Origin of the sequence: Bacteroides sp. AM44-19 (assembly GCF_003603395.1) — a bacterium.
Lineage (GTDB): Bacteria > Bacteroidota > Bacteroidia > Bacteroidales > Bacteroidaceae > Bacteroides > Bacteroides uniformis.
In genome coordinates, this window is the sequence record NZ_QTNB01000015.1 from 38536 (window position 1) to 64528 (window position 25993).

Below are 25993 nucleotides of genomic sequence, written 5' to 3' on the forward strand. Positions count from 1 at the left end.
AAAAAAGATTAATATGCAGCCACATTACCACTGCGGCCTTTAATACGTCCGGATTTCAGCAAACCGTCATAGTGTCTCATCAACAAATGACTTTCTACCTGCTGGAGAGTATCAAGCACCACACCCACAAGGATTAACAAAGATGTACCGCCAAAGAATTGAGCAAACTCAGCTTTCACACCGAATATACCGGCAAACGCAGGCATAATGGCAACCAAGGCCAAGAAGAAAGAACCAGGCAAAGTAATACGCGACATAATCACGTCAATATACTCAGCAGTTTGCTTTCCTGGCTTGATACCCGGAATAAAACCATTGTTTCTCTTCATATCTTCAGCCATCTGAGTCGGGTTAATAGTAATTGCAGTATAGAAATACGTAAACAATATAATCAACACTGCAAAAATCAAATTATACCAAAAGCTTGTATGATCAGTCAATGCACGTACGAAACCACTTGCATCATTTACATTTGAGAACCCAACAAGAGTGATAGGAATAAACATGATAGCCTGAGCAAAAATGATAGGCATCACGTTAGCAGCATTCACCTTCAAAGGAATATACTGTCTAGCACCGCCATATTGCTTGTTACCCACGATCTTCTTCGCATATTGTACAGGAATCTTTCTAGTTCCCTGCACCAAAAGAATAGCGAATGCAATAACAACCAGCAGAACAACAAGCTCAATCAAGAACATTACCAGACCACCAGTCTTGTCCGTCATACGGGAAATCAATTCCTGGAATAAGGACTGTGGCAGACGGGCGATGATACCAATCATGATAATCAGCGAAATACCATTACCGATACCCTTATCCGTAATTCTCTCACCAAGCCACAAAATAAACATACTTCCAGCCGCTAAAATAATGGTAGAAGTAAACATAAACAGAGTCCAATCTAATGAAGCATTTAAAGAAGGACCAGCCTGCATCTTAAGATTGAGCAAATAAGAAGGAGCCTGAACCAAAAGAATAAGAATCGTCAGATAACGAGTATATTGATTCATTTTTCTTCTACCACTCTCACCTTCGCGCTGCAATTTCTGGAAATACGGAACCGCAATACCCAGCAACTGAATCACAATGGAGGCAGAGATGTACGGCATGATACCCAATGCAAAAATAGAGGCATTGGAAAATGCTCCTCCGGAAAACATATTTAACAAGGCTAAAAGACCTTCGCTTGTCTGTTGATGCAATTGTGTCAGCATTGACGGATTGATACCCGGCAAAACGACATACGAACCAAAACGGTAGATTGCCACAAACAATATGGTAATGAGGATCCGTTGTCTCAGATCCTCAATTTTCCATATATTCTTTAATGTTTCAATAGCTTTTCTCATTGAATTAGAGTTTTACTACTTGTCCACCAGCAGCTTCGATGGCAGCAACAGCAGTCTTAGAAAATGCATGTGCTTGTACATCCAACTTAGCAGTCAAAGTTCCGTTACCTAATACTTTTACCAACTGGCTTGCAGAAATGAAACCAGCAGCAATGAAGTCACTGATACCTACAGTCTGCAAGTTCTTTGCTTCAGCCAATTTCTGAATTGTATCCAAGTTGATAGCCTTATACTCTACACGATTGATATTTTTAAAGCCAAACTTAGGTACACGACGTTGAAGAGGCATCTGACCACCTTCAAAACCGATTTTCTTAGAGTATCCAGATCTTGATTTAGCTCCTTTATGACCTCTAGTAGAAGTACCTCCCAAGCCAGAACCCGGACCACGTCCAATTCTCTTTCTTGTTTTAGTAGATCCCTCTGCAGGTTTTAAATTACTTAAGTTCATATTGTAATTCGTTTTATATTCAACAAATAATTACTTAACAATGGTAACCAAGTGTTTAACCTTATCCACCATTCCAAGAATTGAAGGAGTGCATTCGTGTTCAACCACACGATTCAACTTATGAAGTCCCAGTGCATCGAGAGTTCTCTTCTGATCAGCAGGAGCACCAATTCTACTTTTAACTTGTTTAATCTTTATAGTCGACATATTCTTCCTCCTTATCCTCTAAATACTTTTTCCATACTAACTCCTCTGTTCTGGGCAACCATACGAGCATCGCGCATTTCACTCAATGCCAAGATAGTAGCCTTTACCAAGTTGTGCGGGTTGGAAGAACCTTTTGACTTAGCCAAAACGTCTGTTACACCAACACTTTCCAATACGGCACGCATTGCACCGCCAGCAACAACACCAGTACCGTGAGAAGCCGGTTTAATAAATACTTCAGCGCCACCGAACTTTGCAGACTGTTCGTGAGGAACTGTACCTTTCAGTACAGGCACTCTTGTCAGGTTTTTCTTTGCAGATTCAACACCTTTGGCAATAGCAGCGGTTACTTCACCAGCTTTACCAAGGCCCCAACCGATGATGCCTTCTTCGTTTCCTACTACCACAATAGCAGAGAAACTAAAAGTTCTACCACCTTTGGTTACTTTGGTTACACGATTAATAGCAACCAATCTGTCTTTCAGCTCTATATCGTTTGTAATCTTAACTCTATTATTAAGTCCTGCCATAATGATTAAAATTTAAGTCCACCGTTACGGGCAGCATCAGCCACCTCTTTTACTCTCCCATGATACAAGTAACCATTACGGTCGAAAACAACAGTAGTAATACCTGCTTCCTGAGCTTTTTTCGCAATCAGTTCACCTACTTTAGCAGCTTGTTCCTTCTTAGGCATTTTTTCAGTCATACCCAACGAAGAAGCGGCAGCCAATGTCTTACCGGACAAGTCATCGATAATCTGAACATAGATTTGCTTGTTACTTCTAAATACACTCATACGCGGGCATTCAGTAGTACCTGAAATTTTGTTGCGTACTCTATATTTGATCTTAATTCGTCTTTCTATTTTTGTTGTCATAATAATATCAATTTAAATGATTATTTAGCACCAGCTGATTTACCAGACTTTCTACGAATTTCTTCGCCAACAAACTTAATACCCTTACCCTTATACGGTTCAGGCTTACGGAAAGAACGTATTTTAGAGCAAACTTGACCAAGTAACTGCTTGTCGCAAGATTCCAATATAATCAAAGGATTCTTGTTTCTTTCAGACTTAGTCTCAACTTTAACTTCAGGAGGCAACTGTATAAAGATACTGTGAGTATAACCTAAAGCCAGTTCAATGATATTTCCCTGGTTAGAGGCACGGTAACCTACACCGACAAGTTCCAATTCTTTCTTATATCCTTCTGATACACCAACAACCATGTTGTGCACCAATGAACGGTATAATCCATGGAATGCATGCTTTTGCTTGGGGTTATCCAGCATTGCATTTTCATTCTCAGCCAAAACAACATGACCGTCTTCGATGGTAACATTGATAGCAGGATTTACATATTGGCTCATTTCGCCTTTGGGTCCCTTAACGGTAACCACGTCATCTTTCAGAGTAACTGTTACTCCAGCGGGAACACTAATGGGTAATTTTCCTATTCTTGACATTGCTAATTCCTCCTATTAATATACATAACACAAAACTTCACCACCAATCTTCAGTTCAGCGGCTTCTTTGTTGGTCATTACACCCTTGGAAGTAGATATTATAGCAATACCCAAACCATTAATAACACGCGGCATGTCTTTATAACCGGTATATTGACGCAAACCCGGAGAAGAGATTCTCTCCAGCTTCTTGATTGCGTTAACCTTGTTTACCGGATCATACTTCAAGGCAACTTTGATTGTACCTTGAGGACCATCTTCTACAAACTTATAATTAAGAATGTAGCCCTTTTCAAAAAGAATCTTAGTGATTTCTTTTTTCAAATTAGAAGCCGGAACTTCCACAACTCTGTGCTTCGCTTGAATAGCGTTCCGCAACCTCGTCAAATAATCTGCTATTGGATCAGTCATATAAAAAATAAATTAAATTAATCAGGCCTACCCTGACAATATTTAAAAACAATAATTACCAGCTTGCTTTCTTTACACCGGGAATAAGACCGTTAGAAGCCATCTCACGGAACTGGATTCTGGAGATGCCAAACTGACGGATATATCCTTTGGGACGACCTGTCAGCTTGCAACGGTTGTGCATGCGAATCGGGTTAGAATTTTTAGGCAAATCCTGCAATTTCTGTGCAGCTTCAAAAGCTTCAGCAGGATCACCGGTTCTAACGATTTGCTTCAACGCAGCTCTTTTCTCGGCATATCTGGCTACTAATTTAGCACGCTTTACTTCGCGTGCTTTCATTGATTCCTTTGCCATATTATCAATCTTTTTTAGCGTTTTTAAACGGTAAACCGAATTCTTTCAACAAGGCATACCCTTCTTCATCTGTTTGCGCAGAGGTTACAAAGGTAATATTCATTCCGAGAATTCTAGTAATACTATCGATATTAATTTCAGGGAAAATGATTTGTTCCTGAATACCAAGGGTATAGTTACCCTTACCATCGAACTTACTTTCAATACCCTTGAAGTCGCGGATACGAGGCAGAGCTACACGAACCAACTTTTCAAGGAATTCGTACATTCTCTCACGACGCAGAGTTACCATAACGCCAATCGGCATTTTCTTACGCAACTTAAAGTTTGCAATATCCTTACGAGAAATGGTTGCCACGGCTTTCTGGCCAGTGATAGTAGTCATTTCATTAATTGCCACTTCAATAATCTTCTTGTCGGCAACAGCCATACCCAGACCCTGATTGATAACAATCTTCTTAAGTACGGGTATCTGCATAGAAGAAGAATACTGGAACTGTGATTTCAATGCAGGCGCAATACGCTCTGCATATTCTTTCTTAAGGCTAGCAGTATTACTCATTACTTAATCTCCTCTCCTGATTTTTTAGAATAACGCACTAAAGTGCCTTCAGCACTTACTTTTCTACCAACACGCGTTGCTTTGCCAGTCTTTGGATCAACGGGGTTCAAGTTTGACAAGTGGATAGAAGCTTCTTGCTTCACAATACCACCTTGCGGGTTCTTAGCATTCGGTTTTGTGCTCTTAGACACCATGTTGATACCTTCAACGATTGCGCGGTTTTTATCAACAAGAACCTTCAATACACGACCAGTCTTACCCTTGTCTTCACCGGAGTTTACATAAACTGTATCGCCTTTTTTAATATGTAATTTACTCATTACTCAAATCTTTTACAATATTAAAGTACTTCAGGAGCGAGTGACACAACTTTCATGTTAGTAGCACGAAGTTCACGAGCTACCGGACCGAAAATACGACTACCTCTAATTTCACCTGCATTGTTCAACAACACGCAAGCATTATCATCAAAACGTATGTAAGAGCCATCAGCACGACGGATTTCTTTCTTAGTACGTACGATCAAAGCTTTAGACACTGCACCTTTTTTAATATCACTTGAAGGGATAACGCTCTTAACAGAAACGACAATCACGTCCCCTACTGAAGCATAGCGACGACCTGTACCACCCAAAACGCGGATACAGAGAGCCTCTTTTGCCCCACTATTATCACATACTGTAAGTCTGGATTCTACTTGTATCATAATTACTTAGCTCTTTCAATTATTTCTACCAATCTCCATCTCTTAGTCTTGCTCAAAGGACGAGTTTCCATGATGTGTACAGTATCGCCGATATTGCACTCATTCTTTTCATCATGAGCATGGTACTTCTTCGTCTTGCTAACGAACTTACCATATATGGGGTGTTTCTCCTTAAACTTAGCTGCTACTGTAATGGTCTTATCCATCTTGTTGCTCAGCACAACCCCAGTTCTTTCTTTTCTTAAATTTCTTGCTTCCATCAAGCTCATCATTTATTGTTAAGTTCTCTTTGGCGTAATTCAGTCTTCATACGCGCAATAGTCCTGCGTAATTGTTTGATCTGAGCAGGATTATCCAAAGGAGAAATAGAATGATTTAAAATCACTTGGTTGTAATTAGCTACTTCTGCTTCAACTCTTTCTACCAAGTCACTGGTAGGCATCTCTTTAATTTCTGCTGTTTTCATACTTCTTACGCATTTTGATTTTGAATATCATAATCACGTCTAACCACAAACTTAGTTGTGATAGGAAGCTTCTGTGCAGCCAAGCGCAAAGCTTCTTTAGCGATTTCATAAGATACTCCTTCGGCTTCGATAATAATTCTACCCGGTGTAACAGGCGCTACGAATCCTTCCGGCGCACCCTTACCCTTACCCATACGCACATCAGCAGGCTTTCTGGTGATAGGTTTGTCGGGGAAAATACGAATCCAAATCTGTCCTTGACGTTGCATATATCTTGTCACTGCAATACGCGCAGCTTCAATCTGACGGCCTGTAATCCATTTCGTTTCCAAGGCCTTAATACCAAAAGATCCGAAAGCCAACTGGTTTCCTCTTTGGGCATTACCCTTTTGACGGCCTTTTTGTTGTCTTCTGAATTTTGTTTTTTTCGGTTGTAACATAATTCCTAAAAATCAAATTCGTTAGCGATTATTTTTCTTTCTTTTGAAGTTCTTTCCGCCATTGTTTCCGCTATTGCTTCCACGACCACTTTCCTTGCTTTGCGTAAAGTTCGGAGCCAACTCCTTCTTACCATAAACTTCACCTCTACAAATCCAAACTTTAATGCCGAGAAGACCAACCTTAGTCAATGCTTCTGCATGACAATAGTCGATATCTGCTCTGAAAGTGTGCAACGGAGTTCTTCCTTCCTTATACATTTCAGAACGGGCCATTTCTGCACCATTCAAACGTCCTGAAATCTGAATCTTGATACCTTCCGCACCCATACGCATTGTATTGGCAATAGCCATCTTGATGGCACGACGGTAGGCTATTTTGCCTTCAACCTGACGGGCAATGTTGTTAGCCACGATAACAGCATCCAACTCTGGTCTCTTAACTTCGAAGATATTAATCTGAATATCCTTATCAGTAACCTTCTTCAACTCCTCTTTCAACTTGTCAACTTCTTGGCCACCTTTGCCGATAATGATACCCGGACGTGCAGTACAAACGGTAATAGTCACGAGTTTCAGTGTACGTTCAATTACAATTCTTGACACACTAGCCTTTGCCAGACGAGCGTTCAAATATTTACGAATCTTGCTATCTTCCAGCAGAGAATCGCCGTAATTCTTTCCACCATACCAATTGGAATCCCATCCTCTGATAATTCCTAAACGGTTGCTTATTGGATTAACTTTTTGTCCCATTTACCTTAATTTTGATCTTCGTTATTACTTTTAGAACCAACGAACAACGTTACGTGGTTTGAACGTTTACGAATTCTGTAACCTCTACCCTGCGGAGCCGGTCTCATTCTTTTGAGTGTAGCACCACCATCAACAAAAATCTTGGTTACGAACAGCTCGCCACTTTCAGCTTTACGTTCGTTTTTCTGCTCCCAGTTAGCAATTGCAGAGCGCAGCAACTTTTCCACTCTTGCGGCAGCCTCTTTTGAAGAGAACTTCAAAACGCCGAGTGCTCTGTTCACCTCCATCCCGCGAATCATGTCAGCCACGAGACGCATTTTACGGGGGGAAGTAGGAACATTTTGCAATTTCGCAAAATACATGGTCTTAAGGGCTTCTTTTCTTTTTTCAGCCGATATTTTTTTTCTTGCTCCCATTATATTATTACTTTATTATTTCAGATAAATCCTGTTTTATTTTTTCTTGTTACCAGCGTGTCCTCTGAAAGTACGAGTTGGAGCAAATTCGCCCAACTTGTGTCCTACCATATTTTCGGTAACATAAACAGGAATAAATTTATTTCCGTTGTGAACTGCAACAGTATGGCCTACGAAATCAGGCGAAATCATTGAAGCTCTGGCCCAGGTCTTAACTACCACTTTCTTGCCCGATTCATTCATGGCAAGCACTTTCTTCTCAAGCTTAACGTTAATATACGGACCTTTTTTTAATGAACGACTCATAATTTACTCAATTAATCAGATTACTTCTTTCTTCTCTCAATAATATACTTAGACGATTGTTTCTTCGGAGCTCTTGTCTTAAGACCCTTAGCGTACAATCCCTTACGAGATCTCGGGTGTCCTCCTGAAGCACGTCCTTCACCACCACCCATCGGGTGATCAACCGGGTTCATAACAACACCACGGTTACGCGGACGACGTCCTAACCAACGAGAACGTCCAGCTTTACCTGAACTTTCCAATCCATGATCTGAGTTACCTACACTACCAATAGTAGCCTTACAAGTACTGAGGATCTGACGAACCTCACCTGAAGGCAACTTGATAACGCAGTACTTACCTTCTCTAGAAGTCAACTGAGCGAAGTTACCAGCCGAGCGAACCAAGGCAGCGCCTTGTCCCGGACGTAATTCGATGTTGTGAATTACAGTACCGACCGGAATATTCTGAAGCGGAAGTGCGTTTCCGATTTCCGGAGCGGCAGTCTCACCTGACATCAAAGTCGTACCAACTTGCAATCCATTGGGAGCAATAATATATCTTTTTTCTCCATCTGCATAAAACAACAAAGCGATACGAGCCGAACGATTCGGATCGTATTCAATTGTTTTAACCACTGCAGGCACACCGTCTTTATTTCTCTTGAAATCTACGATACGAATAATCTTCTTACTACCGCCACCGATGTAGCGCATAGTCATCTTACCTTCGTTGTTACGACCACCTGAAGATTTCTTACCAAATACAAGAGACTTTTCTGGTACCCGTGCAGTAATCTCTTCGTAAGTACCAATAATTTTATGTCTTTGCCCCGGTGTTGTGGGCTTAAATTTACGTACTGCCATTTTTATTAAATATTGCTATAAAAATCAATAGTATCTCCTTCTTTCAACGTAACGATAGCCTTCTTGAACGCATTCGTACGTCCGTTGATGATACCGGCACGAGTATAGCGGCTCTTGTTTTTGCCGGCATACTTCATTGTATTCACATCAACTACTGTAACGTTGTAAAGGGCTTCAACTTCCTTCTTAATTTCCAGTTTATTAGCTTCAGGACGCACGATAAAGCCGAAACGATTATTCGTCTTATCAGTAATTGCAGTCATCTTCTCTGTCACTAACGGTTTAATAATAATTCCCATTATTTAAGCCTCCTTTTTACATTAAGATATTGTCGATAGCAGAAAGTGCACTTTCAGCAAACACAACGACCCCAGCGTCCAATACTCTGTAAGTATTTAACCCTGAGATAGTCTGCACATTAGCACCCTTCACATTACGAGCCGACAAATATACGTTTTTATTTGCTTCTGGTAAAATCACAAGCAGCTTTTTGTCAGAAACTTTAAGATTTTTTGTCATTGCAACAAAATCTTTAGTCTTCGGAGCTTCAAAAGAGAAGTCTTCTACTACTACAACTGCGTTGTTCTGAGCCTTGTATGACAAAGCTGACTTACGAGCCAGAGCCTTTACTTTTTTGTTTAATTTGAAGTAGTAATCTCTCGGTTTCGGACCGAATACGCGTCCACCACCAACAAGTACCGGTGAGTTCATGTCACCACGACGTGCACCACCACCACCTTTCTGGCGACCGATTTTACGAGTAGAACCACTGATTTCGCTTCTTTCCTTTGACTTGTGTGTACCCTGACGCTGGTTAGCCATAAACTGTTTAACATCCAAGTAGATAGCGTGGTCGTTGGGCTCAATTCCGAAGATAGACTCGTTTAACGTAATCTTTCTCCCAGTGTCTTCACCTTTAATGTTATATACGTTAACTTCCATTATTTCTCAATTATTACGATTGAACCTTTGCAACCAGGAACAGATCCCTTAATCAAAAGAAGATTGTGCTCCGCGATTACCTTTAATACCTGCAGGTTTTGAACAGTTACTCTGTCGCCACCAAGCTGTCCGCCCATGCGCATTCCTTTGAATACTTTTGCAGGGTAAGAACAAGCACCGATAGAACCCGGCTTACGAGCGCGGTTGTGCTGACCGTGAGTAGTCTGGCCTACACCACCAAAACCATGGCGTTTTACTACACCCTGGAAACCTTTACCCTTAGAAGTACCTACAACGTCAACAAAAGTTGCGTCATTGAACAGTTCTACGGTAACAGTGTCACCCAGATTCAACTCTGTTTCAAATTCTTTGAACTCAGCCAAGTGTTTCTTGGGAGTTACTCCAGCTTTCTTAAAGTGGCCCATCAAAGGCTTTGTAGTGTGCTTCTCCTTCTTGTCCTGGAAGCCCAGCTGAACAGCTTCATAACCGTCCTTTTCTACAGTTTTCACTTGAGTAACAACACAAGGACCTGCTTCGATAACAGTGCATGGTACATTCTTACCCTCGGCACTGAAAACGGATGTCATTCCGATTTTTTTTCCTAATAATCCTGGCATTTCACTTAATTTTTAATACTTACACTTTGATTTCTACTTCCACACCACTCGGTAACTCCAACTTCATCAGAGCATCTACTGTCTTAGCTGTTGAGCTATAGATGTCAATCAGTCTCTTGTAAGAAGAGAGTTCGAATTGTTCACGCGACTTCTTGTTAACGAAAGTCGAACGGTTCACGGTAAAGATACGCTTGTGCGTAGGAAGAGGAATCGGACCGCTAACGATGGCGCCCGTTGTCTTCACCGTTCTTACAATCTTCTCAGCTGACTTGTCAACCAAGTTGTGGTCGTAAGATTTCAGTTTGATTCTAATTTTTTGACTCATTACTGTCTTTAGTTATTAAATAGTTATATAAGATGAAGTTCCGCAGGCTAAGAGTCATTCGCTAGCCTACGGGACTTCAAGTTTTTTTAGATTAAGTCAGCACGACCTTTTACTTCCTCCAATACTGCCTTGGCAATAGAGTTGGAAACCTGGGCGTGGTGAGAGTATACCATTGAAGAGGTTGCACGACCAGAAGTGATGGTACGCAATGCTGTTACGTAACCGAACATTTCTGCCAGCGGAACCATTGCCTTCACGATACGTGCACCGGAACGGCTGGATTCCATACCTTCCACCTGGCCACGACGCTTGTTCAAGTCACCGATAACGTCACCCATGTTTTCTTCCGGAGTAACAACTTCCAGTTTCATGATAGGCTCCATCAATACCGGACCTGCCTTGGCACAAGCATTCTTATATGCCTGGATAGCACAGATTTCGAAAGACAACTGGTCTGAGTCAACCGGGTGGAAAGAGCCGTCAATCAAGGTTACTTTCAATGAATCCAACGGATAACCTGCCAATACACCATTCTTCATGGCAGTAGTGAAGCCTTTCTGTACAGACGGGATAAATTCCTTAGGAATGTTACCACCCTTCACTTCGTCGACGAATTGCAATCCGCCTTCCTTGAAGTCTTCATCAACCGGGCCGATGTTCACGATAATATCAGCAAACTTACCACGACCACCGGACTGCTTCTTGTAAACTTCACGCAAGTTGACTGTCTTAGTGATAGCTTCCTTATAGTTAACTTGAGGCTTACCTTGGTTACATTCAACCTTGAACTCACGTTTCAGACGGTCGATGATAATATCCAAGTGAAGCTCACCCATACCAGAGATAACTGTCTGACCAGTCTGTTCGTCAGTCTTAACTGTAAACGTCGGATCTTCTTCAGCCAGCTTAGCCAAGCCATTTGACAGTTTATCCATATCCTTCTGAGTCTTAGGCTCAACTGCGATACCAATTACCGGTTCCGGGAAGTCCATAGACTCCAATACAATCGGTGCAGTTTCGTCACACAATGTATCACCAGTATGTATATCCTTGAAACCTACGCCAGCACCAATATCACCAGCACCGATAACTTCTACCGGATTCTGCTTGTTTGAGTGCATCTGGAACAGACGGGATACGCGTTCTTTCTTACCAGAACGAGAGTTATAGATATAAGAACCAGCCTCAATCTTACCGGAATAAACGCGGAAGAAAGTCAAACGACCTACATACGGGTCTGTTGCAATCTTAAATGCCAAAGCAGAAGTCTTTTCGTCTTCGCTCGGTTTACGGTCTTCTTCAGCACCAGTTTCGGGGTTTGTACCGATAACGTTCTCTGTATCCAGCGGAGAAGGCAAGAATGCACACACGTAATCGAGCAATGTCTGTACACCTTTGTTCTTGAATGAAGAACCGCAAAGCATCGGAACGACAGCCATTTGCACTGTTGCGTTACGGAGAGCTCTCAAAACCTCTTCTTCTGTAATGGTAGAAGGATCATCGAAATATTTCTCCATCAAAGCATCGTCAAACTCAGCCACTTTTTCGAGCATCTTATCTCTCCATTCATTAGCTTCGTCTACCAGATTTGCAGGAATTTCTTCTACTGTATAGTCAGCACCCATTGTTTCATCATGCCAATAGATAGCTTTCATTTTGATAAGGTCTACCAGACCTTTGAAAGATTCCTCAGCACCGATAGGAATGACGATAGGACACGGATTAGCACCCAAAACGTCCTTCATCTGGCGGACTACCTCAAAGAAGTCAGCACCCGAACGGTCCATCTTATTAACGTAAGCGATACGCGGTACGTTATATTTATCAGCCTGGCGCCAAACTGTCTCAGATTGCGGTTCAACACCACCTACTGCACAATAAGCAGCAACGGCACCATCAAGAATACGCAAAGAGCGTTCTACCTCAGCGGTAAAGTCAACGTGCCCCGGAGTGTCAATCAAGTTAATTTTATAAGTATCACCGGCATATTTCCAACGAGTGGTAGTAGCAGCAGAAGTGATAGTGATACCACGTTCTTGTTCTTGCTCCATCCAGTCCATTGTAGCGGCACCATCGTGTACCTCACCGATTTTGTGGGTCAAACCCGTGTAAAACAAAATACGTTCAGAAGTCGTTGTCTTTCCGGCATCGATGTGGGCCATGATACCGATATTACGTGTCAAATGTAAATCATGCTTTGCCATTTTCTAATTCCCTTACTTTAAGTTTTTTTAATCTTCTAATTGGTTAGTCTCTTATAGTATTAGAATCTGAAATGAGCAAATGCACGGTTAGCTTCTGCCATTCTATGCATATCTTCTTTACGTTTGTAAGCACCGCCCTGTTCATTGAAAGCATCCATGATTTCGGCAGCCAGCTTATCAGCCATTGATTTACCGCCACGCTTACGTGCAAAGATAATCAAGTTCTTCATGGAAATTGATTCCTTACGGTCAGCACGGATTTCTGTAGGAACCTGGAAAGTAGCACCACCCACACGGCGAGACTTAACTTCCACTTGAGGAGTCACATTATCCAGAGCTTTTTTCCAGATTTCAAGAGCGGATTTCTCTTCGTTCTGCATTTTGTTCTTCACTGTTTCCAACGCAGCATAGAAGATTTCATAAGAAGTGTTCTTCTTTCCATCGTACATCAAGTGATTCACGAACTTGGAAACTTTTACATCATTGAACACGGGATCCGGAAGGATAACGCGTTTTTTTGGTTTTGCTTTTCTCATTTGTCTGAAAGAATAATGTTTTTCGTTCTTGGTTGTTTACTTCTGTCTTCTTCAACTCTCCCTCCGGAGAATTTACTCAACCTTTAGCATTTCCAACAAACTAAAACGTAAGTTATTACTTTAAATTTTCCTATTTTGGGAATCAGGCCACCAGATTATTTCTTCTTAGCAGGAGCTGCTTGACCCGGTTTCGGACGTTTTGCGCCGTATTTGGAACGTCTTTGTGTACGACCTGCAACACCTGCAGTATCCAAAGTACCACGTACGATGTGATAACGCACACCCGGAAGGTCTTTTACACGACCACCACGTACCAACACGATAGAGTGTTCCTGCAAGTTGTGACCTTCTCCCGGAATATAAGAGTTCACCTCTTTACCATTGGTCAAACGTACACGAGCTACTTTACGCATAGCTGAATTCGGCTTCTTCGGAGTGGTTGTATACACTCTCACGCAAACGCCACGTCTTTGAGGACAAGAGTCCAAGGCTGGAGACTTTGATTTCTCCACCAGCACTTCGCGTCCTTTTCTTACTAATTGCTGAATTGTAGGCATTTTAATTGTTTTTAGTTATATATTATTGTTTATATTAATTCAAAACTATACACTTTTGGGCTGCAAAGATACTAATAAGTTTTGAATAATCAATGCACTACAAGTTTTTTTTTGATTTTACGCTTCACCCTTGATGTTGGGAAGAGGCGGAAATGTTTGTTCGTCCGGCATGCGAATCAGTCCGAAAGCGCGTTCATATTTCCCAATATTCTCTTCGAGTGCACGCAGCAAACGCTTGGCATGTTCGGGTGCCAAAACTATGCGCGATTGCACGCCAGCCTTTGGCATTCCAGGCATCACGCGGATAAAGTCGAGAATAAATTCCGAACTGGAATGAGTTATAATAGCCAAATTGGCATATGTACCTTGCGCCACTTCTTCCTTCAATTCTATCTGGAGTTGACCGTTGTTGTTTTCTTGATTTTCCATGTTGCACAATTGTTTTTAAAATGTTCTTAAAAGATAGACCAAAAGTACTCTTTTTTTTCGGATGATATACATTTAAGTTCAAAAAGACACATAATAATCCGTTCTGAAAAAGGAGCAAGCCACTGCAACCGTTTTGCAGTAGCACTGTAACAAACATACAGAAGCATTGCAGTACAGAAGGAAGAGGCAAAGATAAAACAGAGAGGGAATACTCCTTCTTATAGGATATTCCCTCTCTATTTTATAGAATTATATTGACGTTGTAAGGCTATCCCTCTACTTTCTCGTCTACAGCATAATCAAGTACCGTCTTCTTGTTGGCAAGCATACGGTCGTACTCTTCTTTGGAGCCAACGATAATCTTCTCGAACTCGCGTTGTCCGGTACCGGCAGGAATCAGGTGACCGCAAATTACGTTCTCCTTCATACCTTCCAGACGGTCCACCTTTCCGTTGATGGCAGCCTCGTTCAGTACCTTCGTCGTTTCCTGGAAGGAAGCAGCCGACATGAAGCTTGAAGTCTGCAATGCAGCACGGGTGATACCTTGAAGAATCTGAGTAGAAGTCGCAGGTACAGCGTCGCGCACTTCCACGGGTTTCAAGTCGCGGCGTTTCAACATGGAGTTCTCGTCACGCAGCTTGCGGGCCGTCACAATCTGGCCAGCCTGCAGACTCTGGGAATCTCCAGCATCCACTACCACCTTCTTTCCCCAGATACGGTCATTCTCTTCCATGAATTCCATCTTGTCAACAACTTGCTGTTCCAGGAAGCGGGTATCACCTGGCTCGTCGATTTCCACCTTGCGCATCATCTGACGAACGATGATTTCAAAGTGCTTATCATTAATCTTCACACCCTGCAGACGGTAAACGTCCTGAACCTCGTTCACAATATATTCCTGCACGGCCGTAGGACCTTTGATAGCCAGGATGTCCGCAGGTGTGATAGCACCGTCAGACAACGGAGTACCGGCGCGTACATAGTCGTTCTCCTGAACCAGAATCTGCTTGGACAACGGTACGAGGTACTTCTTCACTTCACCGGTCTTGGAAGTAACGATAATTTCGCGATTACCGCGTTTCACCTTACCCATGGTAACCTCACCGTCGATTTCTGAAACCACAGCGGGATTAGACGGGTTACGTGCCTCGAACAACTCAGTGACACGGGGAAGACCACCCGTGATATCACCCGCTTTACCTACGGCACGCGGAATCTTCACGATAACTTCACCGGCCTTTACCTTCTGACCGTCTTCAACCACTACGTGGCCACCTACTGGCAAGTTGTATGTACGGATCAGTTCGCCGTCTTCTGTCATGATGTGTGCGGTAGGCACCTTCGTCTTATCCTTAGACTCAATGATGATGATTTCGCGCAAACCGGTAGATTCATCAGACTCTACCTTATAAGTCACGTTTTCAATAACACCTTCAAATTCAATCTTACCGGTAGCTTCGGTAATGATAACCGCGTTGAACGGGTCCCAACGGGCAATCATCTTGCCTTTCTCTACCATTTCACCATCGGCTGCATAGAGCGTAGAACCGTAGGGTACATTATGAGTGGAAAGCACAATACCCGTGTTGACATCCACGAAACGCACTTCGGCCAAACGGCCTACCACTACCTTTGCCGGTTCGCCTGCTTCGTCGATAACGTCTACCGTACGGAGTTCTTCGAATTCCAGACGGGCAGGATTCTTGGCCACGATGCTTGCGTTGGCAGCAATATTGGCTGCCGTACCACCGGCATGGAATGTACGCAGTGTCAACTGTGTACCCGGCTCACCGATAGACTGTGCAGCGATTACGCCGACTGCCTCGCCCTTCTGAACCATACGGCTGGAAGCCAGGTTACGTCCGTAACACTTGGCACAAACACCTTTCTTGGATTCGCAGGTCAATACAGAACGGATTTCAACGCTCTCGATTGGAGAGTCTTCAATGCGTTGTGCAATGTCCTCGGTAATTTCCTCACCGCCGGCCACAATCAGTTCGCCGGTTGTAGGATGAACAATATCATGTACGGATACACGACCCAGGATACGTTCATACAGAGTGGCAATGGTTTCATCATTGTTCTTCAGTGCCGTACAAACCAATCCGCGGAGCGTGCCGCAGTCTTCTTCATTAATAATCACATCATGCGATACGTCAACCAGACGACGGGTCAGGTATCCGGCATCGGCCGTCTTCAAAGCGGTATCGGCAAGACCCTTACGGGCACCGTGGGTAGAGATAAAGTACTCCAACACGGACAGACCTTCCTTAAAGTTAGAAAGAATCGGGTTTTCGATAATCTGACCGCCTTCGGCACCTGCTTTCTGGGGCTTCGCCATCAAACCACGCATACCGGAGAGCTGACGAATCTGTTCCTTAGAACCACGGGCACCGGAATCCAGCATCATGTATACAGAGTTGAAACCCTGGTCGTCGCTTGAAATGGTTTTCATCAGGATGTTGGACAACTCAGAGTTCACGTGCGTCCAGATATCGATTACCTGGTTGTAACGCTCGTTGTTCGTGATGAAACCCATGTTATAGTTATTGATTACCTGCTCTACTTCATCATAACCTTTCTGTACTAATGCTTCCTTCTCTTCCGGGATAATGATATCGCCCAAGTTGAACGACAAACCACCCTTGAAGGCCATGTAATAACCGAGGTTCTTGATTCCGTCGAGGAAGTCGGCTGCCTTGGCAACACCGCACACCTTGATTACGTGACTGATGATGTCTCGGAGTGACTTCTTGGAGATAATCGTATTGATATATCCTGCTTCTGCCGGAACAATTTCGTTGACAATGACACGGCCCACGGAGGTATCGTGCATCATCTTGTCCACAATGTTACCATTCTCGTCAACGTCTTTCACTATTACGCTTACCGGAGCATGGATGTCGCACTTACCTTCATTGTAGGCAATCAGCGCTTCCTCAGGACCGTAGAATGTCAGGCCTTCACCCTTGGCACCCTTGCGCAGCTTCGTAATATAGTACAGACCAAGTACCATATCCTGAGCAGGCACAGTGATAGGAGCACCGTTGGCAGGGTTCAATATATTGTGTGACTGGAGCATTAGCATCTGTGCTTCCAGAATCGCTTCGTTGCTCAACGGCAAGTGCACGGCCATCTGGTCACCGTCGAAGTCGGCATTGAACGCCGTACATGCCAACGGGTGCAGCTGGATTGCCTTACCTTCAATCATTTTAGGCTGGAATGCCTGGATACCCAGACGGTGAAGTGTCGGGGCACGGTTCAACAGCACCGGATGCCCCTTCATCACGTGTTCCAAAATATCCCAGATAACGGGTTCCTTGCGGTCTACAATCTTCTTGGCGCTCTTTACCGTCTTCACGATACCACGCTCAATGAGCTTACGAATGATGAACGGCTTGTAAAGCTCGGCTGCCATCAGTTTAGGGATACCGCATTCGCCCATCTTCAGCTCCGGACCTACAACGATTACAGAACGTGCGGAATAGTCGACACGCTTACCCAACAAGTTCTGACGGAAACGTCCTTGCTTACCCTTCAAACTGTCGGAAAGTGACTTCAACGGACGGTTAGCGTCGGTCTTCACTGCACTCGATTTACGGGAGTTATCAAACAGAGAGTCGACAGCTTCCTGCAACATACGTTTTTCATTACGCAAAATCACTTCAGGAGCCTTGATTTCAATCAATCTCTTCAGACGGTTGTTACGGATGATGACACGACGGTAAAGGTCATTCAAGTCAGAAGTTGCGAAACGGCCGCCATCCAATGGGACCAACGGACGAAGTTCGGGCGGAATAACCGGTACAATGCGTACAATCATCCACTCGGGCTTGTTGCGTCCGCGTGATGCACGGAACGACTCAACTACCTGAAGACGTTTCAGAGCTTCGGTCTTGCGTTGCTGTGAAGCATCGCTTCCGGCACGGTTACGCAGTTCGTAAGACAAAGAGTCAAGGTCGAGGCGTGACAGCAAATCGTAGATAGCTTCCGCGCCCATCTTGGCAATGAACTTATTGGGATCTGAATCTTCGAGGAACTGGTTGTCTTTCGGCAACTTTTCCAGCAAGTCCAGGTATTCTCCTTCTTCAAGCAAGTCATACTGTGCCACTTCATCGGACAGTACACCCGGCTGAATGACAACATAACGCTCGTAATAGATAATGGCATCCAGCTTCTTGGTGGGCAAGCCCAACAAGTAACCGATTTTGTTGGGAAGTGAACGGAAGTACCAGATGTGAGCCACGGGCACAACGAGCTGGATGTGTCCCATACGCTCACGGCGCACTTTCTTTTCAGTCACTTCCACACCACAACGGTCGCAGACGATGCCTTTGTAACGGATACGCTTGTACTTACCGCAATGGCACTCGTAATCCTTGATAGGACCAAAGATGCGCTCGCAGAACAATCCGTCGCGTTCGGGCTTATACGTACGATAGTTGATGGTTTCAGGCTTTAAAACTTCACCACTCGAATTCTCAAGGATTTCCTCAGGAGAAGCCAAACCGATAGAGATTTTCGAGAAATTACTCTTTATCTTGTTATCTTTTCTAAAAGCCATAAATTTATTTAATTGATAATTGACAATGGAAAATTGAAATTGAAAAACTGAAAACCGATAATTGAGAATGGTAACTTGCATTATCCACTCTCAATTATCAATTATCCATTATTCTAAGTTGATGCTCAAGCCCAAACCTCTCAACTCGTGCAGCAATACGTTCAGTGACTCGGGGATACCCGGAGCAGGCATCGGTTCACCCTTCACGATTGCTTCATAAGCCTTGGAACGTCCTACAACGTCATCAGACTTGATAGTCAGGATTTCCTGCAGAATGTGTGCGGCACCGAACGCTTCGAGTGCCCAAACTTCCATTTCTCCAAAACGCTGACCACCGAACTGTGCCTTACCACCCAACGGCTGTTGCGTAATGAGTGAGTACGGACCGATGGAACGTGCGTGCATCTTGTCTTCAACCATGTGACCGAGCTTCAGCATGTAAGTCACACCTACCGTAGCCTGCTGCTCGAATGCTTCACCGGTACCACCATCATACAGCGTTGTCTTGCCGTAGCGAGGCAAGCCGGCCTTATCGGTCCATTCGTTCAAATCGTCCAAAGATGCACCGTCAAAGATAGGAGTGGCAAACTTCACGCCCAGGTTTTTTCCGGCACGCCCGAGAACGGCCTCGAATATCTGACCGATGTTCATACGTGAAGGCACACCCAACGGATTCAGCACGATGTCTACCGGAGTACCGTCAGCAAGGAACGGCATGTCTTCCTGGCGTACCACACGGGAAACAATACCCTTGTTACCGTGACGACCGGCCATCTTGTCACCGACACCAATCTTACGTTTCTTGGCAATGTATACCTTGGCCATCTGAATGATACCTGCGGGCAACTCGTCACCGATAGTGATGGCGAACTTCTTGCGTTTCAGCTCGGCATCGAGTTCCTTGTACTTCTTGATGAAGTTCATCACCAATGCACGAATCAGTCCGTTGGTATGTTCATCCTTCGTCCAGTTGCTCAACTGAACAGCGGTGAAGTCCAAATCGCTGAAGTCGGAAGCAGAGAATCTGGCGCCTTTGGAAATAATGTCGGCACCCATGTAATCCTTCACACCTTCCGATGTATAATTTTCTGTAAGCTTCAACAGCTTGTTTATCAACACTTTCTTGAGGTCACCAATCTTAGCGTCGAACTCATCGTCAATCTTCGGTAACAGAGCCTTGTCGGCCAGCTTGGAGCTGCGGGTCTTGACAACACGGGAGAACAGACGCTTACCGATAACAACACCCTTCAAAGAAGGAGAGGCTTTCAAAGAAGCATCCTTCACATCACCGGCCTTGTCACCGAAGATGGCACGGAGCAGTTTCTCTTCCGGAGAAGGATCCGATTCACCCTTCGGAGTAATCTTACCGATAAGGATATCACCCGGTTCGATGCGGGCACCCACACGAACAATACCGTTTTCGTCAAGGTCTTTAGTCGCTTCCTCACTTACGTTAGGAATGTCAGAGGTCAACTCTTCCATACCACGCTTCGTTTCGCGAACTTCCAAAGAATATTCTTCTACGTGTACAGAGGTCAAAAGGTCCTCACGAACCACACGTTCATTCAGTACGATAGCATCCTCATAGTTATAGCCCTTCCACGGCATGTAAGCAACCAGCAGGTTCTTACCCAGTGCAAGTTCTCCGTCTTCGGTTGAATAACCTTCCGTCAGGATTTGACCTGCAGTCACGCGCTGACCCTTCTCGCAAATCGGACGGAGGTCAATCGTCATATTCTGGTTGGTACGGCGCCACTTCGGGATATTATATTCTTTCAATGCAGGCTCGAAGCTTACGAACTCTTCCTCCTCCGTACGGTCGTACAGAATACGGATAGTCGTTGCATCCACGAATTCAACCACACCGTCACCCTCGGCAGTAATCTGCGTACGAGAATCGCGTGCCAGCTGGCGTTCGATACCGGTACCTACAATCGGAGCTTCGCTCTTCAATAAAGGAACAGCCTGGCGCATCATGTTTGATCCCATCAATGCACGGTTGGCGTCATCATGCTCCAAGAACGGAATCAAAGAAGCCGCAATAGAAGCAATCTGCTGGGGAGATACGTCCATCAATTCCACCTCGGAAGGAGGAACCACCGGATAGTCGGCATCCTGACGGGATTTTACTTTATCACGTACAAAAGTACCGTCATCGTTCAAAGGAGCATTACCCTGAGCAATAATCTTGGCTTCCTCTTCTTCTGCGGTGAGGTAAACCAAACCTTCGTCAGAAAGATCAACCTTACCCTCTGCCACCTTGCGGTACGGAGTTTCAATGAAGCCAAGCTCGTTGATTTTCGCGAACACACAGAGTGAAGAAATCAAACCGATGTTCGGACCTTCAGGAGTCTCGATAGGACAAAGACGTCCGTAGTGAGTATAGTGTACGTCACGAACCTCGAAGCCTGCACGCTCGCGTGACAGACCGCCGGGACCCAGGGCAGACATACGGCGCTTGTGAGTAATCTCGGCCAGCGGGTTGGTCTGGTCCATGAACTGTGACAAAGCATTCGTTCCAAAGAATGAATTGATAACGGAAGAGATTGTCTTGGCGTTAATCAGGTCAATCGGAGTAAAGACTTCATTGTCACGGACGTTCATACGCTCGCGGATAGTACGCGACATACGTGCCAGACCGATGGCAAACTGATTGGACAACTGTTCGCCCACTGTACGCACACGACGGTTGCTCAAGTGGTCGATATCGTCCACATCCGCTTTCGAGTTAATCAACTCGATGAGATATTTGATAATTTCGATAATATCTTCCTTGGTAAGGACACGCACGTCCATATCGGTCGTCAAGTTCAACTTTCTGTTGATACGATAACGGCCTACATCACCCAGGTCATATCTCTTCTCTGAGAAGAACAGGTTATTGATAACCTCGCGTGCACTGGCATCATCGGCAGGGTCTGCATTACGCAACTGGCGGTAGATGTAGAGTACAGCTTCTTTTTCCGAGTTACTCGGATCCTTCTGCAGAGTATTATATATGATAGAATAGTCAGACTGGTTCGGTTCTTCCTTGTGTACGAGGATATTCTGAACGCCCGACTCTAATATAATGTCAACATGTTCCGGCTCGATTACAGTTTCACGGTCAATAACGACTTCGTTACGCTCGATGGAAACAACTTCACCGGTATCTTCGTCTACAAAATCCTCAATCCATGTTTTCAACACACGTGCGGCCAACTTACGTCCCACCATCTTCTTGAGGTTCGTCTTGTTCACCTTCACGTCTTCCGCCAAATTAAAAATCTCGAGAATGTCCTTGTCATTCTCAAATCCGATGGCTCTCAGCAAAGTGGTAACCGGCAATTTCTTCTTACGGTCAATGTACGCATACATGACGTTGTTGATGTCGGTGGCAAACTCAATCCACGAACCCTTGAACGGGATGATACGGGCTGAGTACAACTTGGTACCGTTGGCATGTACGCTCTGTCCGAAGAATACGCCCGGTGAACGGTGAAGCTGGGATACAACCACACGTTCCGCACCGTTGATGACGAATGTTGCCTTATCCGTCATGTAAGGAATAGGACCGAGGAACACGTCCTGAATGACCGTGTCAAAATCTTCGTGGTCGGGGTCGGTACAATATAATTTCAATTTTGCCTTCAAAGGCACGCTATATGTAAGCCCTCGCTCTATACATTCATCAATGGTATAGCGCGGCGGATCAATATAGTAGTCCAAAAACTCAAGAACAAAATTATTTCTTGTATCGGCAATGGGGAAGTTTTCAGCAAATACTTTATACAGTCCCTCGTTCTTACGTTTCTCGGGTGGGGTGTCCAGTTGTAGAAAGTCTTTGAATGACTTCAATTGTACTTCCAGAAAATCCGGATATTCAAGCGGATTCTTAGTCGAAGCAAAATTAACTCTTTGATTTACAGTATTTGAAGACATCTGTTAATGGATTTGTAGAACTTAATTTTAAATATATACACAAAAAGGTTAAGAACCCTTTTCACGAAGGGTTCCTAACCGAATTACCTGATTTACAGGCTAATGTTATTTAAGTTCAACTTCAGCTCCAGCTTCTTCCAATGTTTTCTTCAATGATTCTGCTTCGTCCTTAGCCAAACCTTCTTTTACTACGCTAGGAGCACCGTCTACCATGTCCTTAGCTTCCTTCAAGCCAAGACCGCAAGCTTCCTTAACGGCTTTAACTACCTGAAGTTTAGCTGAGCCAGCGCTCTTCAATACTACGTCGAAAGAAGTCTTTTCTTCTGCGGCAGCAGCACCACCGGCTGCAGGACCAGCAGCAACAGCTACAGCTGCAGCAGCAGGTTCAATACCATATTCTTCTTTCAGGATTGTTGCAAGTTCATTAACTTCTTTTACTGTCAAGTTAACTAATTGTTCTGCAAAAGCTTTCAAATCTGCCATTTTTGTATGATTTTTAATTGTTTAAATACTAAATAAATTGATATAATTCTTTTTCCGAAATTTACGCTTCGGGACGTTCACCAAGAGTCTTGAGAACTCCGTGGAGGGTGTTACCACCTGATTGCAGAGCAGAAATAACATTCTTGGCCGGTGACTGCAGCAATGCAACGATATCGGCAATAACTTCATTCTTACTCTTGATACTTACGAGAGCATCCAACTGGTCAGCACCAACATAGAAGCTTTCTTCTGCATATGCAGCCTTCAGTCCGGGAATACCGTTCTTAGCCTTATCTTTAATCAACTTGGCCGGAGCGTTAGCAACGTTGCTGAACATTACGGCAGTTGTACCTTTCAGAGAACCATAAAGCGGAGAAAAGTCTTCTTCCAGGCTCTCCAATGCCTTGTGAAGCAATGTATTCTTAACTACCATCAATTTGATGTCAGCCTTGAAACATTCTCTTCTCAACATGCTGGTTGTAGCAGCATTCATGGCAGTGGTATCCACCAAATAGAAGTGACCGTATTCCTTCACTGTAGCAGCAATCTGCTCAATAATCGTACTTTTATCTTCCTTTCTCATTATTACTCCGTTTTATTAGATTTCTTCTACTGTTTTCGGGTCAATCTTGATGCCCGCACTCATCGTGCTAGAAAGATAAATACTCTTAATATATGTACCCTTGGCTGCAGTCGGTTTCAATTTATTCAAAGTAGAGATGAATTCTTTCGCATTGTCGCGAATTTGCTCAGCGCTAAATGAAACTTTACCGATAGAAGTATGAACAATACCGCTCTTGTCAACCTTAAAGTCGATTTTGCCTTGTTTTACTTCTCTTACAGCTTTAGCAACATCCATAGTTACAGTGCCACTCTTGGGGTTAGGCATCAATCCACGAGGACCGAGCACACGACCGAGTGCACCAATCTTACCCATGATGGACGGCATAGTGATAATCACATCAATATCAGTCCATCCACCTTTGATCTTTTCAATATATTCGTCAAGACCAACATAGTCAGCTCCGGCTTCTTTTGCAGCAGCTTCAGCATCTGGTGTACAAAGCACCAAAACGCGTACAACCTTACCAGTACCGTGAGGAAGTGATACAACACCTCTCACCATCTGGTTGGCCTTACGCGGGTCAACGCCCAAACGTACGTCGATATCCAGAGAAGCGTCAAACTTGGTATAAGTGATTTCCTTTACCAACTGAGCAGCTTCCTTGAGAGAGTATGCTTTCCCTGCTTCAATTTTTTCTGCAGCCAACTTTTGATTTTTTGTCAGTTTACCCATTCTAATTGAAGTTTATTAATTATTAACCGGGAACTCCCCTTTTACAGCGATACCCATACTTCTAGCTGTACCGGCAACCATTTTCATGGCAGCTTCTACAGTGAAACAGTTCAAGTCAACCATTTTGTCCTGAGCAATCGTACGAACCTGTTCCCAAGTAATCTCGGCAACTTTCTTACGGTTAGGCTCAGCAGAACCACTCTTTTGCTTCGTCACTTCCAACAACTGGATAGCCACGGGAGGAGTCTTGATTACAAAATCGAAAGACTTGTCTGCGTAGTAAGTGATAATCACAGGAAGAATCTTTCCTGCTTTGTCTTGGGTTCTGGCGTTGAATTGCTTGCAAAACTCCATGATATTGATACCCTTGGAACCCAATGCAGGTCCTACTGGGGGTGATGGATTTGCCGCGCCTCCTTTAATCTGTAATTTGATTAGTCCAGCAACTTCTTTAGCCATTTTCTAATTGATTTATATATATAAACATTAATGAAGAATACTACAGCGTAACACCTGCACTATTCTTTTTCAACTTGCATAAAGCCCAATTCGAGCGGAGTCTTCCGTCCGAATATCTTGACCATGACCTTCAGTTTCTTCTTCTCGGTGTTCACTTCTTCAATGATTCCACTGAATCCACTGAACGGACCGTAATTCACCTTTACAGTCTCGCCGACTACATACGGGATACTCAAGTCTTCACCTGATTCCTGCAATTCGTCGACCGTACCAAGTATACGATTCACTTCCGACTGTCTCAGAGGTACGGGTTTTTCCGAACCACCCAAGAACCCTATCACATTAGGAGTATTTCTCAGATGATGAGCAACCTCACCCACCAGAGCAGCCTCCACCAAAACGTAACCAGGGAGATAACTTCTCTCTTTCACAATTTTCTTACCATTGCGAACCTGATATACCTTTTCGGTAGGAATCAATACCTGAGATACGTAATCACCAAGGTCGCTGTTTTTAATATCAGCTTCAAGGTATTCCTTTACCTTAGCTTCTTTTCCGCTAATAGCACGCAAAACGTACCATTTCTTTTCAATCTCAGACATTTCTCCTTACTTTTAATGTGGATAAACAAATTCCATCAGATGCTGGAAACAGAAGTCCATCGCAAATACTACCACTGCAATTAGTAGGGAAGCATATAAAACAACTACTGCACTGTTAGTAAGTTCAGAATACGTAGGCCACGACACTTTATGAACAAGTTCGTCGTAAGTTTCTTTAAAATAAGCTACAATCTTCTTCATTTCAAAAATATTAGCACGGGAGGAGAGGCTCGAACTCCCGACACCCGGTTTTGGAGACCGGTGCTCTACCAACTGAGCTACTCCCGTTTGTACATAATCAGTTCCCGATGTATACC

General features: G+C 43.9%; 34 protein-coding genes and 1 tRNA gene. All 35 read right to left on the reverse strand.

All coding sequences use genetic code 11. The features are described 5' to 3' along the window. Positions 1-8: 8 nt before the first annotated feature. The 35 genes from secY to DW947_RS17510 all read right to left on the reverse strand — a co-directional run bounded on the left by secY (position 9) and on the right by DW947_RS17510 (position 25964). Positions 9-1352 (reverse strand): preprotein translocase subunit SecY, encoded by a 1344-nt coding sequence (gene secY, locus DW947_RS17340; protein WP_005825690.1) that lies wholly within the window; start codon positions 1350-1352, stop codon positions 9-11. Positions 1353-1356: 4 nt separating this feature from the next. Beyond that, positions 1357-1803: a 50S ribosomal protein L15 gene (rplO, locus tag DW947_RS17345; RefSeq protein WP_005825692.1), complete on the reverse strand. Its 447-nt coding sequence runs from the start codon at positions 1801-1803 to the stop codon at positions 1357-1359. A 30-nt stretch (positions 1804-1833) separates the two neighbouring features. Further along, positions 1834-2010, reverse strand: coding sequence for a 50S ribosomal protein L30 (rpmD, locus tag DW947_RS17350; RefSeq protein ID WP_004291222.1), 177 nt, complete (start codon positions 2008-2010; stop codon positions 1834-1836). 11 nt (positions 2011-2021) lie between these two features. Then, a complete protein-coding gene (gene rpsE / locus DW947_RS17355) occupies positions 2022-2540 on the reverse strand; it encodes a 30S ribosomal protein S5 (RefSeq protein WP_005825693.1) in 519 nt (172 codons plus the stop codon). A gap of 5 nt (positions 2541-2545) precedes the next feature. Further along, the gene (gene rplR / locus DW947_RS17360) at positions 2546-2890 is read right to left on the reverse strand and encodes a 50S ribosomal protein L18 (RefSeq protein WP_005656518.1); all 345 of its coding nucleotides are present in this window, start codon (positions 2888-2890) and stop codon (positions 2546-2548) included. 20 nt (positions 2891-2910) lie between these two features. Further along, positions 2911-3480, reverse strand: a complete 570-nt coding sequence (gene rplF, locus DW947_RS17365) for a 50S ribosomal protein L6 (RefSeq protein WP_009037301.1) — start codon at positions 3478-3480, stop codon at positions 2911-2913. Positions 3481-3495: 15 nt separating this feature from the next. Beyond that, positions 3496-3891 (reverse strand): 30S ribosomal protein S8, encoded by a 396-nt coding sequence (gene rpsH / locus DW947_RS17370; protein WP_004291226.1) that lies wholly within the window; start codon positions 3889-3891, stop codon positions 3496-3498. Between the two features lie 55 nt (positions 3892-3946). Continuing rightward, positions 3947-4246 (reverse strand): 30S ribosomal protein S14, encoded by a 300-nt coding sequence (gene rpsN, locus DW947_RS17375; protein WP_005825697.1) that lies wholly within the window; start codon positions 4244-4246, stop codon positions 3947-3949. Positions 4247-4250: 4 nt separating this feature from the next. Next, positions 4251-4808, reverse strand: coding sequence for a 50S ribosomal protein L5 (gene rplE / locus DW947_RS17380; RefSeq protein ID WP_005825698.1), 558 nt, complete (start codon positions 4806-4808; stop codon positions 4251-4253). After that, on the reverse strand, positions 4808-5128 hold the full coding sequence (gene rplX, locus DW947_RS17385; RefSeq protein ID WP_005825699.1) for a 50S ribosomal protein L24: 321 nt from the start codon (positions 5126-5128) through the stop codon (positions 4808-4810). The genes rplE and rplX overlap by 1 nt, the downstream gene beginning before the upstream one ends. Before the next feature lie 20 nt (positions 5129-5148). After that, a complete protein-coding gene (gene rplN / locus DW947_RS17390; RefSeq protein WP_005825700.1) occupies positions 5149-5514 on the reverse strand; it encodes a 50S ribosomal protein L14 in 366 nt (121 codons plus the stop codon). 2 nt (positions 5515-5516) lie between these two features. Beyond that, complete coding sequence (gene rpsQ / locus DW947_RS17395) at positions 5517-5786, reverse strand: 30S ribosomal protein S17 (protein ID WP_005825701.1); 270 nt, start codon at positions 5784-5786, stop codon at positions 5517-5519. After that, positions 5783-5980, reverse strand: coding sequence for a 50S ribosomal protein L29 (gene rpmC / locus DW947_RS17400; protein ID WP_005825702.1), 198 nt, complete (start codon positions 5978-5980; stop codon positions 5783-5785). The genes rpsQ and rpmC overlap by 4 nt, the downstream gene beginning before the upstream one ends. A 5-nt stretch (positions 5981-5985) precedes the next feature. Continuing rightward, positions 5986-6420, reverse strand: coding sequence for a 50S ribosomal protein L16 (gene rplP / locus DW947_RS17405; RefSeq protein ID WP_004291234.1), 435 nt, complete (start codon positions 6418-6420; stop codon positions 5986-5988). 21 nt (positions 6421-6441) lie between these two features. Beyond that, the gene (gene rpsC, locus DW947_RS17410) at positions 6442-7173 is read right to left on the reverse strand and encodes a 30S ribosomal protein S3 (protein ID WP_004291235.1); all 732 of its coding nucleotides are present in this window, start codon (positions 7171-7173) and stop codon (positions 6442-6444) included. A gap of 5 nt (positions 7174-7178) precedes the next feature. Beyond that, positions 7179-7589 (reverse strand): 50S ribosomal protein L22, encoded by a 411-nt coding sequence (gene rplV / locus DW947_RS17415; RefSeq protein WP_004291236.1) that lies wholly within the window; start codon positions 7587-7589, stop codon positions 7179-7181. A gap of 36 nt (positions 7590-7625) precedes the next feature. Continuing rightward, the gene (rpsS, locus tag DW947_RS17420; protein WP_002558070.1) at positions 7626-7895 is read right to left on the reverse strand and encodes a 30S ribosomal protein S19; all 270 of its coding nucleotides are present in this window, start codon (positions 7893-7895) and stop codon (positions 7626-7628) included. A 20-nt stretch (positions 7896-7915) separates the two neighbouring features. Beyond that, positions 7916-8740, reverse strand: a complete 825-nt coding sequence (gene rplB, locus DW947_RS17425) for a 50S ribosomal protein L2 (protein WP_005825705.1) — start codon at positions 8738-8740, stop codon at positions 7916-7918. A 5-nt stretch (positions 8741-8745) separates the two neighbouring features. Next, positions 8746-9039 (reverse strand): 50S ribosomal protein L23, encoded by a 294-nt coding sequence (rplW, locus tag DW947_RS17430; RefSeq protein ID WP_005825706.1) that lies wholly within the window; start codon positions 9037-9039, stop codon positions 8746-8748. A 16-nt stretch (positions 9040-9055) separates the two neighbouring features. Beyond that, positions 9056-9682: a 50S ribosomal protein L4 gene (rplD, locus tag DW947_RS17435; protein WP_005825707.1), complete on the reverse strand. Its 627-nt coding sequence runs from the start codon at positions 9680-9682 to the stop codon at positions 9056-9058. Then, the gene (gene rplC / locus DW947_RS17440; RefSeq protein WP_005825708.1) at positions 9682-10299 is read right to left on the reverse strand and encodes a 50S ribosomal protein L3; all 618 of its coding nucleotides are present in this window, start codon (positions 10297-10299) and stop codon (positions 9682-9684) included. Before rplC ends, rplD begins: the two co-directional genes overlap by 1 nt. Positions 10300-10318: 19 nt before the next feature. Then, complete coding sequence (gene rpsJ, locus DW947_RS17445) at positions 10319-10624, reverse strand: 30S ribosomal protein S10 (protein WP_004291244.1); 306 nt, start codon at positions 10622-10624, stop codon at positions 10319-10321. An 86-nt stretch (positions 10625-10710) separates the two neighbouring features. Next, positions 10711-12828, reverse strand: a complete 2118-nt coding sequence (fusA, locus tag DW947_RS17450) for an elongation factor G (RefSeq protein ID WP_117866807.1) — start codon at positions 12826-12828, stop codon at positions 10711-10713. A 59-nt stretch (positions 12829-12887) separates the two neighbouring features. Continuing rightward, positions 12888-13364 carry a 30S ribosomal protein S7 gene (gene rpsG / locus DW947_RS17455; protein WP_005825710.1) on the reverse strand — a complete coding sequence of 159 codons (477 nt, stop codon included), beginning with the start codon at positions 13362-13364 and terminating at the stop codon, positions 12888-12890. Between the two features lie 155 nt (positions 13365-13519). Then, a complete protein-coding gene (gene rpsL, locus DW947_RS17460; RefSeq protein WP_005825712.1) occupies positions 13520-13921 on the reverse strand; it encodes a 30S ribosomal protein S12 in 402 nt (133 codons plus the stop codon). 117 nt (positions 13922-14038) lie between these two features. Further along, entirely contained in the window at positions 14039-14350 is a 312-nt protein-coding gene (locus DW947_RS17465) for a DUF3467 domain-containing protein (RefSeq protein ID WP_005825714.1), read from the reverse strand. Positions 14351-14618: 268 nt separating this feature from the next. After that, a complete protein-coding gene (gene rpoC / locus DW947_RS17470; RefSeq protein WP_008661873.1) occupies positions 14619-18914 on the reverse strand; it encodes a DNA-directed RNA polymerase subunit beta' in 4296 nt (1431 codons plus the stop codon). Between the two features lie 108 nt (positions 18915-19022). Beyond that, positions 19023-22835: a DNA-directed RNA polymerase subunit beta gene (rpoB, locus tag DW947_RS17475; protein WP_005825717.1), complete on the reverse strand. Its 3813-nt coding sequence runs from the start codon at positions 22833-22835 to the stop codon at positions 19023-19025. Between the two features lie 105 nt (positions 22836-22940). Continuing rightward, positions 22941-23318, reverse strand: a complete 378-nt coding sequence (gene rplL / locus DW947_RS17480) for a 50S ribosomal protein L7/L12 (RefSeq protein ID WP_004291279.1) — start codon at positions 23316-23318, stop codon at positions 22941-22943. Between the two features lie 61 nt (positions 23319-23379). After that, positions 23380-23901 carry a 50S ribosomal protein L10 gene (gene rplJ, locus DW947_RS17485; RefSeq protein ID WP_005825719.1) on the reverse strand — a complete coding sequence of 174 codons (522 nt, stop codon included), beginning with the start codon at positions 23899-23901 and terminating at the stop codon, positions 23380-23382. A gap of 15 nt (positions 23902-23916) precedes the next feature. Then, complete coding sequence (gene rplA / locus DW947_RS17490) at positions 23917-24615, reverse strand: 50S ribosomal protein L1 (RefSeq protein ID WP_005825721.1); 699 nt, start codon at positions 24613-24615, stop codon at positions 23917-23919. Between the two features lie 15 nt (positions 24616-24630). After that, positions 24631-25074: a 50S ribosomal protein L11 gene (gene rplK / locus DW947_RS17495; protein WP_005825722.1), complete on the reverse strand. Its 444-nt coding sequence runs from the start codon at positions 25072-25074 to the stop codon at positions 24631-24633. Between the two features lie 59 nt (positions 25075-25133). Continuing rightward, positions 25134-25676: a transcription termination/antitermination protein NusG gene (gene nusG / locus DW947_RS17500; RefSeq protein ID WP_005825724.1), complete on the reverse strand. Its 543-nt coding sequence runs from the start codon at positions 25674-25676 to the stop codon at positions 25134-25136. A gap of 12 nt (positions 25677-25688) precedes the next feature. Next, complete coding sequence (gene secE / locus DW947_RS22120) at positions 25689-25877, reverse strand: preprotein translocase subunit SecE (protein WP_005825726.1); 189 nt, start codon at positions 25875-25877, stop codon at positions 25689-25691. A 14-nt stretch (positions 25878-25891) separates the two neighbouring features. Further along, positions 25892-25964 (reverse strand) — tRNA-Trp (locus DW947_RS17510). Positions 25965-25993 lie beyond the last annotated feature (29 nt).